Raw genomic sequence first — 15,690 nt, forward strand, 5'->3', positions numbered from 1 at the left:
TTATTTGTTTACATGCGTAAAGACGCCGTCCCAGCTTTCACCGGGGGCTTCATTAATGTAATGGATACATCTTTTAATAAAAACGGAAGAGGTCATGTCATTATAATTATTCAACTGCGCATTGAAAAGCTTTTTGGCTTCTTCAAAACGTCTTTCATAGTAGCAGCCCATTGCCGCATCAAAGCCGGCTTTAATCTTGCGGTTCTGCTCTGTGTTATCCATTACATGGTAAATCGTAATAGGCTCATTTTTCCCTTTAACCTTAACTACATCGATTTTCCGGGTCAGATACTCTCTTTTGAGCTTATTTTTTGTGGCCTCACTCATAATAATATGGACATCATATATTTTTGTGAGCCCTTCAAGGCGGGAGGAAAGATTAACCGTATCACCAATGGCGGTATAGTCAAACCTGAGCTTTGATCCCATATTTCCTACCGTTGCGATGCCCGTATGGATGCCTATGCCTATTTTTACGGAAGGTATGCCCTCCTCCTCCATTCTCCTGTTAACCTCTTCAATTTTCCTGATCATTTCAATGGAAGATAATACGGCCTTGTCGGCATGGTCTTCCATAGTGAGAGGGGCGTTGAAAAGCGCCATAATGGCATCGCCAATGTATTTATCGAGCAGTCCGCCCTTATTCAAAATAGTCTCGGTCAGGGGATCGAGGAGTGAATTTAGAAGATATACAAGTTGAGTCGGTGTAAGCCGTTCAGAGATGCTTGTGAAATCACGGATATCGGAAAAGAGCACCGTAATTTCCCTTTCTTCACCTCCCAGTTTGAGACTGTCGGGGTTCTTAATGATGTTTTTGACAATATCGGGAGAGACATAACTTGAAAAAGCTTTTTTGATTTCAGTCGTTTGCGTTTCAGATTTCAGGTAGGTAAGCAACTCGGATAAAGAAGCGATTAACAGGGCTGATAAAAGAGGCATTGAAAGGTTTAGCCACATAGCCTCTAATATAAAGAGGGCATTGACAACAGTAAAGATAGCGGCAACGATAAGACCGTAAAGAATAACTCTCAGGGTTACACTTCTCAACAAGCTGGCCAGGCCGGAAAAAATAATGGCTGCAATAATCAGGGACAGATCGATTGCTTTTGAATGTTTGAGAAATGATCTGTCCAAAAGATTTAATACGGCATTATAGTGAAGATATACACCGGGAGTGAGCGTATCGATAGGCGTGGGCCTTACGTCGTATATACCAATTTCTGTCGGGCCTATAAGGACTATCTTCTTTTCAAAGTAGGAAGGGTCTACAGTGCCCTCTATTACGTCAAGGGCTGAAATTTCATTAACATGTTTATGAAAATTTACTCTCAAAAAATTGGTATCAGTGAGCGTTAATTCACCCAGGGTGAATTTATTGATGCCGTCTTCGTCCAGTTCCAGGTTAATATCTTTATTAAGGTGATACCTGACGGTTTGTAAGCCGAGAGAGGGAAATATATAGCCCTTGTATAACCAGATAAGCGGATAATTTCTGAAAAGTCCATCCACATCAGGTTTGGTATTAAAGGGCGCGCAGGAAAGGCCTCCCTCGGCAATGGCGGGAATATTGGCTTCAGCAAAGGGGTAATCATCAAGCCCTATGGAATTGCTTAACTGTTTATAGCGAATGACTGTGCAATCTTCCAGGTAGGACAGCGCTTCTTCCGTTATCACTTGAGAGGCATCAAATCTAAAGAAAAAACCTAAGATAACATTTTCATTATCTGCAATCTGATCTCCCAGGGCCCGGTCTTCTTCTTCCGTTGTTTTTTCAGAAAAAACAATATCCAGGGAAACAATCGAGGCTTCACTCAGATTGCCAATGAGTTGGCCCACCACTTCTCTGTTCCATGGCCACCTGCCCAGTTTGTTAACACTTTTTTCATCTATGGTGACGACAAGAACATCTTCCCGCGGCAGCGGTTCTTTATCCAGTTTTTTTCGAATGGCAAACTTGGTATCTTCCAGGCCTGATAATATTTTCGTCAAATAGACATTAGGGGAGAAATAAGTATAGAGCAATAGTAAAGACAAGCCCAATAAACCGGCAATCCTTATGTATTTCATATTGCTCTTCATCGAATAATAACTCTTTTAAGATTTTCGGAAGATACTACTTATCCATACACATAAGAACAAAGAATTCTTCCGTCTCTTCATTGATCCATGCTTTTTCAATTTCCGCTTCAACCGTTCTTCCGTTAGAAGTTTGTACCGAATAGCTGGATAAACCGGTGCTGACACTTTCCGATGTCCCCGTCATGTAAGTTTCAAGCTTCGTTTCCACCGTGACGCCTAATTGACGGGCAATTTCATCAATTCCCCTGGAAATGGCCAGAAGACGCTGGTAGGGAAGCCCCTTGATGTGAGGCTTTGATATGCCGATACCGCATATTTTCCTGTCATTCTTATAGTGCAATATCCAGTCAGGAGCGTTAACCTTTATTTTAGCAGGAGGAGGAGGCGCTTTTTTTTCTTCTGTCGCAGCGCAAGCGGATAAAAGCAGCAAAATTATGATAAGGGGAAATAAAAAGATCGCTCCGGGCTTCATTTACTAAAATCCTCCAGTAAAAAACAAGAACCTCAAAAAAAATAGGGCAGTGAAAACTGCCCTATTACTTGAAACGATAAAACACTGCAGGTTGGTCCTACTGACCCTTAAATTCACCGAATTCTTTTTCAACTTCTGAATCGAGTTCATCGTGGGCCTTTTTAGCCTGGAACTGCTGCCAGAGCGCTTTTTCATTCTTGTAGCTTGTTTCAACGGACTGCTTCACCGCCTCTGCCGCAGCAGCGGGATCAAGAATGACGAGGACAAAGAGTTCATTGCTCGGCGATATCCACATATCTTTCTGCTTGGAGCCTGAAAGAACCTGCTTGGCCACCTGCTTGGAAACGGTGCTTGTCACTTTTTCTACGGTTTCATCATCACCGATTCCTGTAGACTGGGTGAAATTCTTGACAAGGTTCTTCACCTTGAGACTCATCTGCCTGGCCAGTTCATCCCTGGCATTGGCAAGTGCGCTCGTTCTTGTGAACTGAATGCCGGCCTTGCTCATTTTTGCGGATCCAACAGCCGAAAGGCCACCTTCCATTTCAGGCATTAAAACCCACTTGGGCGCGTCGGCAAATTCATTTTTCATTTCCGGAGCCTGCACTTTATCCGGCGTTGATCCACACCCTCCAAGGAATAGTAATGCACCTAATAAAACAATTGATAATGCGTATAGTTTTCTCACCTTAAGCCCTCCAGTTTTTTATAAAGTTAAGTAAATATTATCTAATGCTCTATAAATGTCAAGTATAAATAGCAACTCCGGAATAAACGTTTATCCCCCTCCTTTCATCTTTATTCGCTATTTGTCACTTCTTATTTCACCCTTTTAACAGGTTTGTTTATATAGCTGATTTGTCCCTTTTCAATTGCAAGAATTTTTACCGCCTTATATGCCGTATCAGGCAGCCTCACTACCCTGTCCAGTTTGTTGTTCATGTATACGGCAACAGTGGCCTCATTATTAATATCTTCCCCGACGGAAAAATTATCGACATAAACTTCGTATTTTTCCGAAGTGCTAACCTTTTGCAGTGTGATTGTTTCAGGTCCGTGGCCTCTCAGGGAATCCCGGTCGAGTCTGGCTTTTTGAGGAACATGCTTTTTGTGTCTGAATGAGATATGAAAGTTGGGCGACAGCAAATGAAGGTCCAGGTCCTGTGGTTCATCTCCCCACTGGAGGACGAACCTGGCACTCTCCAGAGGCAGGCCTTTCGACATTAAAAAACGTTTATCGAGAAGGGTCCCTATCCTTGTCCTAATGGGTGTCTTTAAGGTAATGTATCCCGCCTTCTCAGCCTGAAGGAGGATTTCATCGTCTTCAAGCGCTTTAAAAGCGTCAAGAGGAAGAGTGAGATAACCTTTACCGTCTGTTTCAAAGCGCTGACCGGAGAGCGTAACAGCAAGGCCTTCAACGGCTTACAATCAAGGGCATCTTTAAATGAAAGAATAATTTCTTCCTCCAGTTCTGAAAAACCCTCTATTCTTGCAATTTCATCCGGTTGCCAGCAGGAGGCAAACAGGTGATGAGGGGCAAAAAAAGCCATTGCCAGTACTGTTAACATGAGTAAATGTTTCATGAAAGTTCTCCTGTCTTAAAAGAATAAGCCACCTTTAAAATTATAGCAGGATCAGACACCGATAGGGATAACCTTGGGATTAACCTTTCTATAACGCGGCATGGCCACTCCAATATCGGCATTGACGTAAGTAGGGTCGCAGACAATATACTTTTTTCCCCTGTAAGTCACGGAATCTCCCTTTATAGAGTCTTTAAACCTGACAGCCGTAGCCATATGTCCCGGGTAGTGCAGACCGACAACCTCAAGACCGAGAAGGTTTCTCACAAGATAGGCAAAGAGTATAGACCTGTCTTCACAGTCGGAATAAGGGTAATAGAGGGTCTCATCGGGCAGCAGATATTTCTCCCTGCCGAATTGACCGTTGTCCGTTTTATATTTAAAAGCCGTTTGAACAAAACGCATGATTATATTGACCGCTTCTCCCTCGGTTTTTCCCTTAACGATAGGCCTTAGTCCTTTTAACATGGAATAGCCTGCCTCTGGTGAGGCGGAGGCATTAAAATAAACTTCAAATTCAGTTTGAGGGTAATATTCAAAAAAATCCGCCACCGTCTTGTTATATTCTACCGGTACAGTGTAGGCTTTCCCCCGGTAATTGAATTTAAGTTCTTTTTTATGCACCTTTTTAACAATTTCCGGTGTTTTATAGATGCCGTAATCCATCAGTTCATCGGAACCGGGGTATTTGGCCCTGTAGGTAAATATGGAGCTCATTCTCGTCAACTTGCCGTCAAATGAAAGGGCATAATATTTTCTGCCGTTAATATTAAGAAAGGAAACGCCATAGAGACTGTTTTTTGAGGGAATGAGGAGAAAGACATCGTTGCTGTTATAACCTATCTTGGATTCATAACCTGATTTGGACAGGATAAACCATGCAAAGAGTTTAATATTGTTCTTGTCTCTTTTCCCGAAGATCTTTTTGCCTGTATTGTAGGTCAGGAGATGATACCCCCAATCATTGAGACTGAGCTTTTCCTTGTGATCTTTCAGTTGACCGAGAAGGTTTTCATAATCCGCCTTGCTCTGATTTTCCCAGAAGTTGCTGATGGCCTTTGCATTGACTTTCCTCATGGGAGCCATTTTCATGGATTCATCATACATGAGGGAGATTATAGAGCCGTAAAAGTCAAAGCCTATCTTTTTTCCAGCACCGGAAGGTCTGCTTTCCGGCAGGGCAGCCACAGCGGGTGTGGCTTTTTTGGGCGCTACTGATTGAGGAACTTCCTCCCCTTCCTTGTCATCAAGGGGGACTATTTTTACCTGAGGTTCCTTTTTTTGAGGGATCGTTTCTGCTTTTTTTTCCGGGATTTTAAGTTTTGAAGGCTCAATTCCGACTATGTCGGGTTCAGTCTTTTTATGAGGCCTTATTTTGGCTTTCGGGGTCTTTTGGGGAAGCGGCATGATCTTGACTGCCTTGCCTCCGAAAGGTTTTAGCTCTGACGGTTTAATTTTGGGAGCAATTGGGATTTTTTTAATTTTTGGTTTCTTATAAGCCTTTTCCCCTTTGAAGAGCCTGAACTCCTCCCACTGCTTTTTAAGATAGGCTGTAAAATCCTTGTCACGCTTTTCCTTGAAGTCCCTGAAGCTGCCCAGTTCCTCCTTCTTCCATTTTTCGTATTCGCTGCTTCCGTAAAGCGTGGATGGATTGATGGTAAGCGATAGGGCAAAGAGAATCAGTGAAAAGTAAAGCAAGGTTTGTTTCATAGCGAGTTCCCCCCCGTTAAAAATTGATCTTCATCAATCTGAAGAACCAAAATAGTTAATAATCTTCCCGGCAGCCATTTTAGCAACGGCCTTAACCGCCTTGTGGGCGGCTTCATTATATGTCAGGTGTGACGCGCGTTTGTTTTCACTTATTTCACCAACTGTCAATCCTGATGCCTTGTCGGAAATAGAGAGATTCAGAGTGGCCCGTGCAAACTTCCAATCGGGATTATTAAGTTCCACAGGTGATACCTTAAGCGATGCGTCCATGATCAGAGTAGCCATTACCTTATCTTCAGTAATCAGGTAGCCTTCAGCGGAGAGAATTTCCGATATTTCAGAAGTAATGATTTCACTGTAGTTGCCGGCGTCACCGTTTACAAAAACATAAATAAGAAATTGAGACTGTAAATTACCGATGGCCGATAATATTTGCTTTATATCATAGTCCGCCATTGAAGCATCACTATAGCCAATGACGTTTAGGCGGCTTAATGCCACCTCCCTGTTCAGCCAGAGTTGCCTTGCCTTTTTAAGAGACTGAAAACGGCCAAAATCGCTTTTTTTAGAATCAAGTGATTCTACGCGTAATTCTATTTCATCATCAATACGGTCAACTTCTTTTTGCCAATTCTCTCTTGCTTTTGCACGCTCCAGCCGGGCAATGGCATAGTAGGCCCTTTGCTTTTCATCATACCAGGTTTTGCCTATTTCAACGCCTTTTAAATCGACGGATGAGAGCACCTTGATGTTTCTTTCGTCATCTCTCGTCACGGTCTCTTTTCCTGACGCCTCTACAACGGACCTTACGCGATTAATAACGTCACTCGATACTTTTGATTCAAAAACAGAGGCAAGCTCAGCTTTTGCATTGAGTCTCGCTTCTTTTTCAGAACTGCCTATCCCTGTTGCCTTCAGGTATTGTCCCGATGTGAAGGCAGGAGCGTCTTTTTGCTTTAGGCGCTCTGCTTTAAGGGAGGCCTTGCCGGAGCCGCAACCAGGAAGCAGGCATAAGAGGAAAAGAATGATAAGGCTTGTCTTTATTAAGTGATTAACAGACTCTGACATAGGTTAATTGCTCCTAGTAAATGGTATCAAAGAGGAAAAAATCCGTTTTTCCTGCTTTGACGGATATGTTTTTTATGTGCTTTTCACGGCCGCAGTGACTGGCATAGATGCTGTAGTCACCCTCATTGAGAAAGAGTCGCGCCATTTTCACTTCACCGGGAAGTGTCCGCCAGGTCCTTGTGTCTGCTCTCTCTATGACAGCGGTGTTCAAGATGTTAAAAACGGCCCTGAGACTGTCGTCTTCTATGAGCTTATTAGCTGCAGCCTGTTTAACTGCGGCCCTGGCAAGGGCTTTTAAGAGGACCCTTCCTTTCCTGTCTTCCAGGTTTTTCAGGGCAATCTGATTGATATCCTCTACAAGTTCCGTGGCAGCCGTTGTGGCAGCTGAAGCTGACCTGGCAATTAATTTGCTTTTTGCACATGCAGGAGGCTCGACTTCATATTGTGGAAAGGCGACGGAAACAGGCCCTTTTTTAGATGCCGCTGTAATCATTCTCGATTTTTTTATGGGAGACTTGCCGTTTAAGTGGACAAGCACCACCTTGCCCATTTGCCGGGCTTTCTTCATATCAATGGCTTCCACATGACTTAACTCACTTATCTCATCAACCAGTTCAGCATCCCTTCCGGTGGCCCTGGCTGTACGTTTGATATCCTCAAGGAGAATGTGCGGCTTTTCTGTTCCGTAAGCCTTCTCATAGTCCTTATATGTTTTTAATGCCTTGTAATAGTCGATGTAAGCATCTTCAAGTTCACCCTGGGCCTCGTAAATTATACCGCTCAGGTACCTGCCGAAGGCATCTTCCTTATAGACGTTCTTTTCTTCATATTTCTCGTTGTACATGGTAAGGACCGAGTCGAGGCGCCTGCATTCGACGAGAGCCTCATCATGATCACCTTTAAGGGCGTAAGCAAGGGCGGAAAAAAGATTTATTCCTGCCCTTTCAAAGTCTTCCCCGTCATAAGGGATAGTGTAATCACTGGCAAGAAAGGCGGCTGTTTCCCGGGAGACACTTTTGGTCCAGAGTTTTTCGGCAAGGTCTTCCGCTTTCTTGAAATGATGACTGCTGTCATCATAATTTCCGCATCGCAGGTTAATCATCGCCATATCGAGCAGGTAATTAAGGCGCATATTGGCGCCGTAAGTCCTTTTCTTACTTTTAACATACTCAAGAGCTGCGTCACAATCTTTCCTGACCATCTGCATTTCAAGTTTTGAGTATTCAAGACCTGATGCGCAGCCGGAAATGAGAAAGGGAATAAAAAGAACGGCTATTTTAAAAAAACGATTAAAGACCGGCATAATCCATTCATAGTCCAAATCGGGATTTTTTAATAAACTTCTTTATTTTCTTGTCGCCTATCCATACTTTTTTGTGCGTTTCTATGGCAATAAGCTCCAGGTTAACCTGGTAGAACATAACCGATTTGCCGGAAATTTTATCGAGGATCGTATTTATCGTTCCCTTGAGCATAAAGTCGGCGCCAATCTCTTCTCCTTCGGATTTGGCTGTTTTTTCCGAGGAGTGAGTGGCCTGGTCCTTTCTCTCTTCCCTTAACTCTTCTCTTTCCCCTTTGCTGGCGACAAACTCAACTTCCCCCGAATTGATAAGGGCTCTTTCCAGGTCCTTGACAAAGGTTTGAATGTTAATATGCTCATGGCTCCTGTTTTTTACCGTACCGACAATGACGGTAGGCATTTCTCCCTTGTTGTTTCTTATAAATTTTTTGAGCCAGGGCCTGCTTAGGGCATCACTGATCATCTGTTCTGATACGAGACGGGAGTCGGTGTCATTCCACCTGCCGCTCAGGTCTATAGTCTTTGTCGTCTCGACCCTGTCCACCGTTTTAGTCGCACAGCCCGACAAGAGCGACAGAAAACAGCAAAATAAAATAAGTATGGATTGTTTCATTATTTATTACCTCCCAGTGTTTTCAATGAAGAATATCGCTTAAAAGTCTTTTTGTCAATTTAATGAAGAATTTATAAACTAAAAAGTTCAGACGGCCTTTATCATGGCAACCTCATCATCATCCCGGCCTGAATACCGGCAGCTATGATGGTGATATAAGAAGAGAAAAATAGTCATGGCCGGAAAAGACGCTCTCAATGAAAGAGCCTTTTTTCCAAATAGGTGAATCGGTCAATAAGCGGTAAAGACAGTGAGCGCCTTCCCTGTTAAAGCTTTTTCATTTTAATGCTGATTTTATTATGATTCATTTCCGTAATATCGATAGAAAAACCCTCATAGCTTATCATGGTAAGCTCGTCGGCAAGGCCCTGAACGTTGCCTTTCAGGATTAAACCAAGCTTTGCCTTCCCTCCCGCTCCAAAGCCCTTTTGTTTGACTTCCTGAATTCCCTTCACCTTGTTTTTAAGGGCATCCTGGAAACTCATAAAGTTGACATAGGACATGATACCGGAAATATTCATCTCAACCGTTTTAACGGTAGTACTGTTGTTCTGCCAGAAGGCTGTAATGTGCTTTATAACCTGATGAGCGAGAATTTCCGTTGTTTTTTTAAAGGCCTCTTCCATGGAGTCCCCGTCGGTGATCTCTTCATTTTCAGAAGAAGCGACAACCCGGCCATCCTTGCCGTCAATAAGGGAAAGGCTTACAACGGCATGAACGGTCGTTGAATCTGCGCCATTTTCATCTTTTGCTTTAATGGTATATGCCCTGCCATATAAAATCATATCACTATTATAGCGGTTTGCAAGGGCGGCAAAGGTTTCTTCCGAAGGTTTTTCACTTTCATCAATTGAAAGGGTATCATTACTTAAGGAAAATTTACTCTTATCGGCCGGCACATATCCACTTTCCGTAATTTTCCGGGCCATGATTTTTTCAACCTCTCCGGCTTCCCGCTGAGGGCCGTCTTCATTACCCCACCAAAAATACCGGCTGCCGTCACTTTCTTCATGGGAAATAACTAAAAGCACCCTGGGCACGTTTCTTTTTGAAGCGATAAGGCCAAGTTCAATAAGGTTTTCCTCGAGAAGGGTTGTAGAAACCTGGGCTTCCACTGTTATCTGGTACATATTGCCTACCGAATTTTCTGATATTACCTTATAGTTTGACGTATACCCCCTGGACTTTGAATAGATATTCTCTTTCAGTACCTTCTCGTTCTGTGCAATTTTAGCTGAAGAGACGATGGTCTGGACCGTTTCTTCTATCGCTTTTTTCAGCGCATTGTTAATGGCTTTTTTTCTGGCCGCCGCTACATTACCTTTAACAATGGTACCGACACCATCAACGGTTGTGCGGATCAGGCGTTCTCCTCCCAACGCGACTGAAGAGGTAAGAAAAAGAATCAAGCTAACAATTACCGGCAGTTTAGTGATGTATTTCATGAATGACCTCAGGAAGTTAACAAGTAAAAAAACGAGAAAAGTAATTCTAAATTCAAGGAATCTCTCATTATTCCGGTGAGAATATATTAGAGACTCCTTAAGTATAAACGCTCAATATTCATTGTCAAGCCTTATATAATAACCTTTTTGCCTAACATCTCAATTGGCAAAGAGTGTATTTCTCGTTCCCAGTGAAGCGAGCCCTTTCAGGTTTATAAGGAAGTAAATACGCCTTTCACGCGGGATCTTTCGCTCGCTGTAGGTTACGGTTATGCTATAGCACTGCATCTCCAGCAGGGCGCCGTACTCATTTTCCAGAAGATAGCTGTCTTCCACGGAGTATCTGCCGCGATAAGCCAGTGAAAGCACATCAAAGAGCCTGTACCTGAAACCTGAATGAAGGTAGGCGCTTTTAGGAATATAATTGTATCTGTAAGAGAGATTAAAGCGGTTTTCATTGCTTCCTTTGTAAGTAAAATCACCGTAGTATGAATTGGGCCTTCTCATGTAAGTATGGTAGCGCATTTCAGCATTGAGGGTATACCCCTTTTCACCCTCAATTTTAAGATGACCTACCGTATCTCCCCAGGGTCTTCTCTTGTCCGCCGGCGAAATACGTTTTCTCGAATATTCAAGGTTGTTGAAATCGCTATAGACTTTGAAATCGATGAGCCTGTTATAGATTACATTGTCATTTTCATCTCTTTTGGTGGTTATGTAATTGTTAAGCCCCACTCTGATCATATCCTTTTCCGCTATATTATCGATACCATCATAGTAGGGCAGATCACTCTGGTCCACATCGGGTATGTAGTTATAAGTCAGTTCAGGCTCTATGGTATGCTTGAACCTGCTTCCGCTTTCATTGTTACGATCATAGACCCGGCTTACAGGCAGAGTGAATTGGGCATTAAAATCATACATCTCCCTGCTGTTATGCCGTTTTTCATGATTATCCGTATTATAAAGGGTCTCCCTCAGGCCAAGATTAACAGTAAAATCGAAATAACCGGGTGACAGGGGAAGAGAAAAAGACGGGTGAATATCGAGGCGCTGCCCCGAATAAAGGTTATTTGTTTTATCGTTTTTCTTACGCCGGAAGCTGTTGAAGCGTGATTCATGCTGAAAAAAGAAAGCTAACTTACCGATTTTATTCCTTTTTCCCGTAAGGGTTATCTCAGGCAGTCTTTGCAGGGTCGTTTCTTCCTTTACCATAAGGTTTCTGAAATATTTAAAACGGGCAACCAGTGACTGCGTCTGCCAGTTTTTAACGTATGAAAGACTCGATTCGAGCATCTGTTTTGAATAAAGGGCCGAGTTTTCACCATAATCATAAAGATAATTATTATCACTTACGGCATTCAGGTCGTAAGACAAATAAGAGCTCTTGTCAAAGTCCTCCTTGTGATTTGCCCTGGCAAACCACCTGTTTTCTGCAACAGGCCTTCTCTCGTAAAGGTAATCGAACTTCAGATAACCGCTGCTCCCCTTTTTTCTCATATACCTGTACTCTGTATCGGCGCCGTAAGCTTTGCGCTCTATATAGTTAAAGGTGATAGTGGCGTCCTTGCTTCTTGAAATGGCCCAGAAAAAAGGCTGCCTGTAGGTAAATCCATCTTGATCGGAATAACCGAAAAGCGGCGCAAGGAGGCCGCTTTGCCTTTCTGTTTTTATGGGCGCTGCCATCCAGGGAAGATAGAGGACGGGGAGTGACTTAACATGAAGCCTTGCATGTTTGGCAAAGAGATAGGAACCGATTTCTACATCCACCCGGCTTGCCTTGATCTTCCAGCTGGGAAAAGGGCCGTCACAGGTAGTAAAAACACCCTTTGTAATGGAATACCTGCCCTCCCCTTCCTTGACCAGTTTTTCACCGTTAATATAGTAGTTATCTTCCTTGATGAAAATCCTTCCCTTTGTTATGGCGGCTTTTTCTTCGGTAAGGTTATATTCCAGTTCATCGCCCCGAAGGAAACTGCCATTTTCGGTGAGGGTAAAGCCTCCCCTGGCCGTTACCGTTTCGCTAGACCGGTCATAGACCAGCGTTTCAGTATTAATGACGACATTACCGCGGGTAACCTGCACATTTCCCTTAGCCTCCAGACGTTCTTCAGCCTTATTGTATCTCATGGTCCGGGCTGATACTTTGATATCGCCTTCCACTGAAAAGTCCGAAGCGCCTGAACTTGAGTTAACTGTCAGTGCTAAAAGAGAAATAAGAAAAAGGGTTTTCACAAGGATTTTGAAAAGTGATGGGGCCACTTTGAATTTAATGTAACTCCGGCAATTAATAGTTCCGCTTACGGGGGGTAAGCAGGATAGTGTGAAAGCTTACCAGAAAGAGGGTTTAAAGTCATCAATTTAAGATAAAAAAAAGGCCCCCGTCAAAATAAGAATAAAGGGCCTTAATAAATTATATGACAGGGCTTGTTATTCTTCTGCTTCCATATCCTCGTCGCAGCATGCAAGGGTGCCGCCACCCACTTCCATAACCTCTACCCTGTTACCGCAAATGATACATACATAGATTTCCCCTTCATCACTTACAGCCATAATGACCCCCCTTTTTTGTTTTTCTATAGCGCTATAAAAAATGCGCCGCTTAAGGTAAACGGGCTTCCATTTCAATAGGTTTCGACAAAAACCTCGAAATGTTCCTGACCATGTTCGCATGCAGGACATTTGTCAGGCGCTTTATTCTCTTCATGAATATAACCGCAGTTACGGCACTTCCACCGTACCTCTTCCTCTTTTTTAAAGACCTTGCCCTTTTCCATATTTTCGGCAAGTTTCAGGTACCTCGCTTCGTGGCGTTTTTCCACCTGGGCAATCATCTCAAAGGAATGAGCGATTTCAGAAAAGCCTTCTTCCCGGGCGATTTCAGAAAAATTTTTATAAAGTATGGTCCATTCCTCGTTTTCACCTGCTGCCGCCGCATTCAGGTTATCAAGAGTAGTCCCTTTGGCAACGGGGTAAGCGGCATTAATATCAAGGGCAGCGGGAAGGTGATCCTGAAGCTTTTCAAGTAAGTGTTTAAAAAATACCCTGGCATGTTCCTTCTCATTATCGGCCGTTTCCATAAAAATGGCTTCAATCTGCCTGTATCCCTCTTTTCTTGCCGACGAGGCATAGTAGGTATACCTGTTTCTTGCCTGTGATTCTCCTGCAAAGGCCTTCATCAGGTTTTCACATGTCCTGGTTTTTTTAAAATCACTCATTTTTCAGCACTCCTTCGCTGAGCTCTAATTTATCACCTTGAATGAGTACCAGCTCCCTGAAGCCTTTATTTCTTTTTTGCTTCCTTTTTTTCGCCCTTCTTTTCCACTTTGGCTTCCAGCTTTGAAATCTTGCCTTTAAGGGACTTTATATCGGCCATTGTCGCAATTCCAAGTTCCTTGATAATGGCATGAACCTGCTCTTCCACAATGGACTTCATCTTTCTCTGGCTCTCTTCGGCGATTTTTTTGAAATCTTTCAGTATATCGCCACCTTCTTTTTCCGTAAGCTTTCCCTTAACGACCAGTTCATCAGTAATCTCTTTCATTTTTTCCTGTGTCATGGCTGCTGCGCCAAGGCCGACTTCAAGTGTTTTCTTTAACACATCAATCATTTGAGGTACCTCCTTATCAATTATATATCAAAGATATCAAATCGGTATTTAATGTCAAATTTTTAGTAATTCATTTGAATTTTAACATGAAGGCCGGCGCTGTCAAGGACCAGTTTTGCCTCTTCAAAAGAGGGTGGCACAAGCCCCGGCTGCGGATTATTGGAGACAGCGGCGCCTTCTGAAGGGTAAAAACCCCACTTTAAATCCATCTTTCCGTTTCCGTTCTCGTCATGAAGCACAGCAAGGGCATAAAAACCATAAGGAAGGTCTTTAAACAGCGTATCCGCCCTTCCCTCACGGATCGGTACCATACGGCTCTCAAGCGATCTTTTACCCGACAGCGGGAAACCTTCCCCCGAATTATATAAGCGAATTTTCACATAACCTTTGCTATTCTTCATCTTTTCTACGGTTACATGAATATTGCCTTTTATTTCATTGCCGCCGGCATTTGTTATCCCTAAAAGAATGAATAAAAGGATAAGGAGGCTCTTTCTGATCATTTTGGGGGCGGCCACAGGAGAAAGACCATTGCCATTATTAATTCAATAAGGAGATAGACAATAATGTCATAGGAAGGCATGCCGTCGACAATAATGGAATAGGTCCTTGCAAAGACGAGAAAAAACAAAAGAATACAAAGGCCCTTAAGGCGTTGACGTGAATGCTTAATATCGATGCAGGCAAGAATGGCAAGAATGCCCACGGCAGCCATCATGGCGTTAACTGCACGAAGGTGGTTTTTTCCACCAATACTTTCTGCAAAGATAACATCACCTCCCATGGAAGGACTGAGCATGTTCATAGTCCCCGGGATGATAAGGCTTAATCCCAGAAAGGCAAGGAGAAAAGAGAGAGTAAATTTGTGAAGAGGGGTCACTTTTTTTAAAACGCCTTTCTACTGTCAAGCAGTATGGTTACAGGCCCGTCATTTGTGAGATTTACCTCCATATGGGCCTGAAATTGCCCTGTGGCAACCATAAGTCCTTCATTTTCCGCCATTTTAACCAGTTTTTCAAATAAAATACTTGCCTCTTCCGGTTTCATGGCCTTTTCAAAGGAGGGCCGCCTCCCTTTTCCGGCGTCCCCTGCCAGGGTAAATTGGGAAATGAGGAGTATTTCTCCCTCAACATCCCTTACAGAGCGGTTCATCTTCCCTTCCCCATCTTCAAAGATGCGGAGCCCGGCTATTTTGGAAGCAATATATTGACCATCCTTTTCATCGTCATCTTTAACGATCCCGGCAAAAACAAGAAGTCCCTTTTCTATGCTCCCCTTTATCTTGCCTTCAACAGTGACGGAGGCCTTGCTAACTCTCTGAACAACAGCGCGCATAAAATAAATTCCCCTCTTTCCATTACAATCTAAAGTAAATTTATGCTTATCATAGCGTTTCATTCTTATGAAGGCAACGCTTTGCTTGCAATCAACGCTACCCGGCAAGAGGTGATTTGTGTTATCTTTAATCAGCAAAGAATCCACGCCCAGAAGACGTTGCCTTACTTGAGCCCTAAAAGGGCTTGCTTTTCCTTCCCGTTAAAAGGCAGCCGAGTGTAGCCGTTGACTGAGGATGAAGGGCACAAACTGTCTGAGCGAAGCGAGTTTTTGTGCCCAACCAAGGCAACGGTGGAAGGAGGGGAGTCCCGCCTTGGCGGGACCAGATTTAGTAACTTAGAAATAACTTTTTGCTTCTTTTTTCAGGAAGTTATTTCGTTAAGGCACTTATCCGGTTTATCCGGGCTGGGCGGCCTTTCTTTTGTTACTTTTCTTTGTACCCTCAAGGGGCATAAATCCAGCAAAAGAAAAGTAA

17 protein-coding genes are annotated in these 15,690 nt (G+C 43.3%); all 17 read right to left on the minus strand.

Going from position 1 to position 15,690, the window contains the following annotated elements:
• The 17 genes from OEV42_14545 to dtd all read right to left on the minus strand — a co-directional run bounded on the left by OEV42_14545 (position 1) and on the right by dtd (position 15,215).
• Positions 1-2,067, minus strand: coding sequence for an adenylate/guanylate cyclase domain-containing protein (locus OEV42_14545; protein MDH3975493.1), 2,067 nt, complete (start codon positions 2,065-2,067; stop codon positions 1-3).
• A 46-nt stretch (positions 2,068-2,113) separates the two neighbouring features.
• Positions 2,114-2,551, minus strand: coding sequence for a hypothetical protein (locus OEV42_14550; GenBank protein ID MDH3975494.1), 438 nt, complete (start codon positions 2,549-2,551; stop codon positions 2,114-2,116).
• A gap of 97 nt (positions 2,552-2,648) precedes the next feature.
• Complete coding sequence (locus tag OEV42_14555) at positions 2,649-3,239, minus strand: LPP20 family lipoprotein (GenBank protein ID MDH3975495.1); 591 nt, start codon at positions 3,237-3,239, stop codon at positions 2,649-2,651.
• 131 nt (positions 3,240-3,370) lie between these two features.
• Entirely contained in the window at positions 3,371-3,775 is a 405-nt protein-coding gene (locus tag OEV42_14560; GenBank protein ID MDH3975496.1) for a hypothetical protein, read from the minus strand.
• A 50-nt stretch (positions 3,776-3,825) separates the two neighbouring features.
• A complete protein-coding gene (locus OEV42_14565) occupies positions 3,826-4,134 on the minus strand; it encodes a hypothetical protein (protein MDH3975497.1) in 309 nt (102 codons plus the stop codon).
• 51 nt (positions 4,135-4,185) lie between these two features.
• Entirely contained in the window at positions 4,186-5,844 is a 1,659-nt protein-coding gene (locus OEV42_14570; GenBank protein MDH3975498.1) for a hypothetical protein, read from the minus strand.
• 33 nt (positions 5,845-5,877) lie between these two features.
• Positions 5,878-6,912 (minus strand): LPP20 family lipoprotein, encoded by a 1,035-nt coding sequence (locus tag OEV42_14575; GenBank protein ID MDH3975499.1) that lies wholly within the window; start codon positions 6,910-6,912, stop codon positions 5,878-5,880.
• A gap of 13 nt (positions 6,913-6,925) precedes the next feature.
• Positions 6,926-8,233, minus strand: a complete 1,308-nt coding sequence (locus OEV42_14580; GenBank protein ID MDH3975500.1) for a hypothetical protein — start codon at positions 8,231-8,233, stop codon at positions 6,926-6,928.
• A complete protein-coding gene (locus tag OEV42_14585) occupies positions 8,223-8,825 on the minus strand; it encodes a penicillin-binding protein activator LpoB (protein MDH3975501.1) in 603 nt (200 codons plus the stop codon). Before OEV42_14585 ends, OEV42_14580 begins: the two co-directional genes overlap by 11 nt.
• 266 nt (positions 8,826-9,091) lie before the next feature.
• On the minus strand, positions 9,092-10,270 hold the full coding sequence (locus tag OEV42_14590) for a DUF2066 domain-containing protein (GenBank protein MDH3975502.1): 1,179 nt from the start codon (positions 10,268-10,270) through the stop codon (positions 9,092-9,094).
• Positions 10,271-10,429: 159 nt separating this feature from the next.
• The gene (gene lptD / locus OEV42_14595) at positions 10,430-12,505 is read right to left on the minus strand and encodes an LPS assembly protein LptD (GenBank protein ID MDH3975503.1); all 2,076 of its coding nucleotides are present in this window, start codon (positions 12,503-12,505) and stop codon (positions 10,430-10,432) included.
• Positions 12,506-12,700: 195 nt separating this feature from the next.
• Positions 12,701-12,823, minus strand: coding sequence for a desulfoferrodoxin FeS4 iron-binding domain-containing protein (locus tag OEV42_14600; protein ID MDH3975504.1), 123 nt, complete (start codon positions 12,821-12,823; stop codon positions 12,701-12,703).
• Between the two features lie 71 nt (positions 12,824-12,894).
• The gene (locus OEV42_14605) at positions 12,895-13,488 is read right to left on the minus strand and encodes a rubrerythrin family protein (protein MDH3975505.1); all 594 of its coding nucleotides are present in this window, start codon (positions 13,486-13,488) and stop codon (positions 12,895-12,897) included.
• Positions 13,489-13,553: 65 nt separating this feature from the next.
• Entirely contained in the window at positions 13,554-13,880 is a 327-nt protein-coding gene (locus tag OEV42_14610; protein MDH3975506.1) for a phasin family protein, read from the minus strand.
• A gap of 62 nt (positions 13,881-13,942) precedes the next feature.
• Positions 13,943-14,383 carry a DUF2141 domain-containing protein gene (locus OEV42_14615; protein MDH3975507.1) on the minus strand — a complete coding sequence of 147 codons (441 nt, stop codon included), beginning with the start codon at positions 14,381-14,383 and terminating at the stop codon, positions 13,943-13,945.
• Positions 14,380-14,760: a DUF4345 domain-containing protein gene (locus OEV42_14620; protein ID MDH3975508.1), complete on the minus strand. Its 381-nt coding sequence runs from the start codon at positions 14,758-14,760 to the stop codon at positions 14,380-14,382. Before OEV42_14620 ends, OEV42_14615 begins: the two co-directional genes overlap by 4 nt.
• A gap of 5 nt (positions 14,761-14,765) precedes the next feature.
• Positions 14,766-15,215: a D-aminoacyl-tRNA deacylase gene (gene dtd / locus OEV42_14625; protein ID MDH3975509.1), complete on the minus strand. Its 450-nt coding sequence runs from the start codon at positions 15,213-15,215 to the stop codon at positions 14,766-14,768.
• Positions 15,216-15,690 lie beyond the last annotated feature (475 nt).

The organism is Deltaproteobacteria bacterium (assembly GCA_029860075.1).
In the GTDB taxonomy this organism is placed as follows: domain Bacteria; phylum Desulfobacterota; class JADFVX01; order JADFVX01; family JADFVX01; genus JAOUBX01.

Bases quoted from the DNA above. Each gene is read 5' to 3' on its own strand.
- OEV42_14545 (MDH3975493.1), bottom strand. From the start codon at position 2,067: ATGAAATACATAAGGATTGCCGGTTTATTGGGCTTGTCTTTACTATTG.
- OEV42_14550 (MDH3975494.1), bottom strand. From the start codon at position 2,551: ATGAAGCCCGGAGCGATCTTTTTATTTCCCCTTATCATAATTTTGCTG.
- OEV42_14560 (MDH3975496.1), bottom strand. From the start codon at position 3,775: ATGTCGAAAGGCCTGCCTCTGGAGAGTGCCAGGTTCGTCCTCCAGTGG.
- OEV42_14565 (MDH3975497.1), bottom strand. From the start codon at position 4,134: ATGAAACATTTACTCATGTTAACAGTACTGGCAATGGCTTTTTTTGCC.
- OEV42_14570 (MDH3975498.1), bottom strand. From the start codon at position 5,844: ATGAAACAAACCTTGCTTTACTTTTCACTGATTCTCTTTGCCCTATCG.
- OEV42_14575 (MDH3975499.1), bottom strand. From the start codon at position 6,912: ATGTCAGAGTCTGTTAATCACTTAATAAAGACAAGCCTTATCATTCTT.
- OEV42_14585 (MDH3975501.1), bottom strand. From the start codon at position 8,825: ATGAAACAATCCATACTTATTTTATTTTGCTGTTTTCTGTCGCTCTTG.
- OEV42_14590 (MDH3975502.1), bottom strand. From the start codon at position 10,270: ATGAAATACATCACTAAACTGCCGGTAATTGTTAGCTTGATTCTTTTT.
- OEV42_14600 (MDH3975504.1), bottom strand. From the start codon at position 12,823: ATGGCTGTAAGTGATGAAGGGGAAATCTATGTATGTATCATTTGCGGT.
- OEV42_14605 (MDH3975505.1), bottom strand. From the start codon at position 13,488: ATGAGTGATTTTAAAAAAACCAGGACATGTGAAAACCTGATGAAGGCC.
- OEV42_14610 (MDH3975506.1), bottom strand. From the start codon at position 13,880: ATGATTGATGTGTTAAAGAAAACACTTGAAGTCGGCCTTGGCGCAGCA.
- OEV42_14615 (MDH3975507.1), bottom strand. From the start codon at position 14,383: ATGATCAGAAAGAGCCTCCTTATCCTTTTATTCATTCTTTTAGGGATA.
- dtd (MDH3975509.1), bottom strand. From the start codon at position 15,215: ATGCGCGCTGTTGTTCAGAGAGTTAGCAAGGCCTCCGTCACTGTTGAA.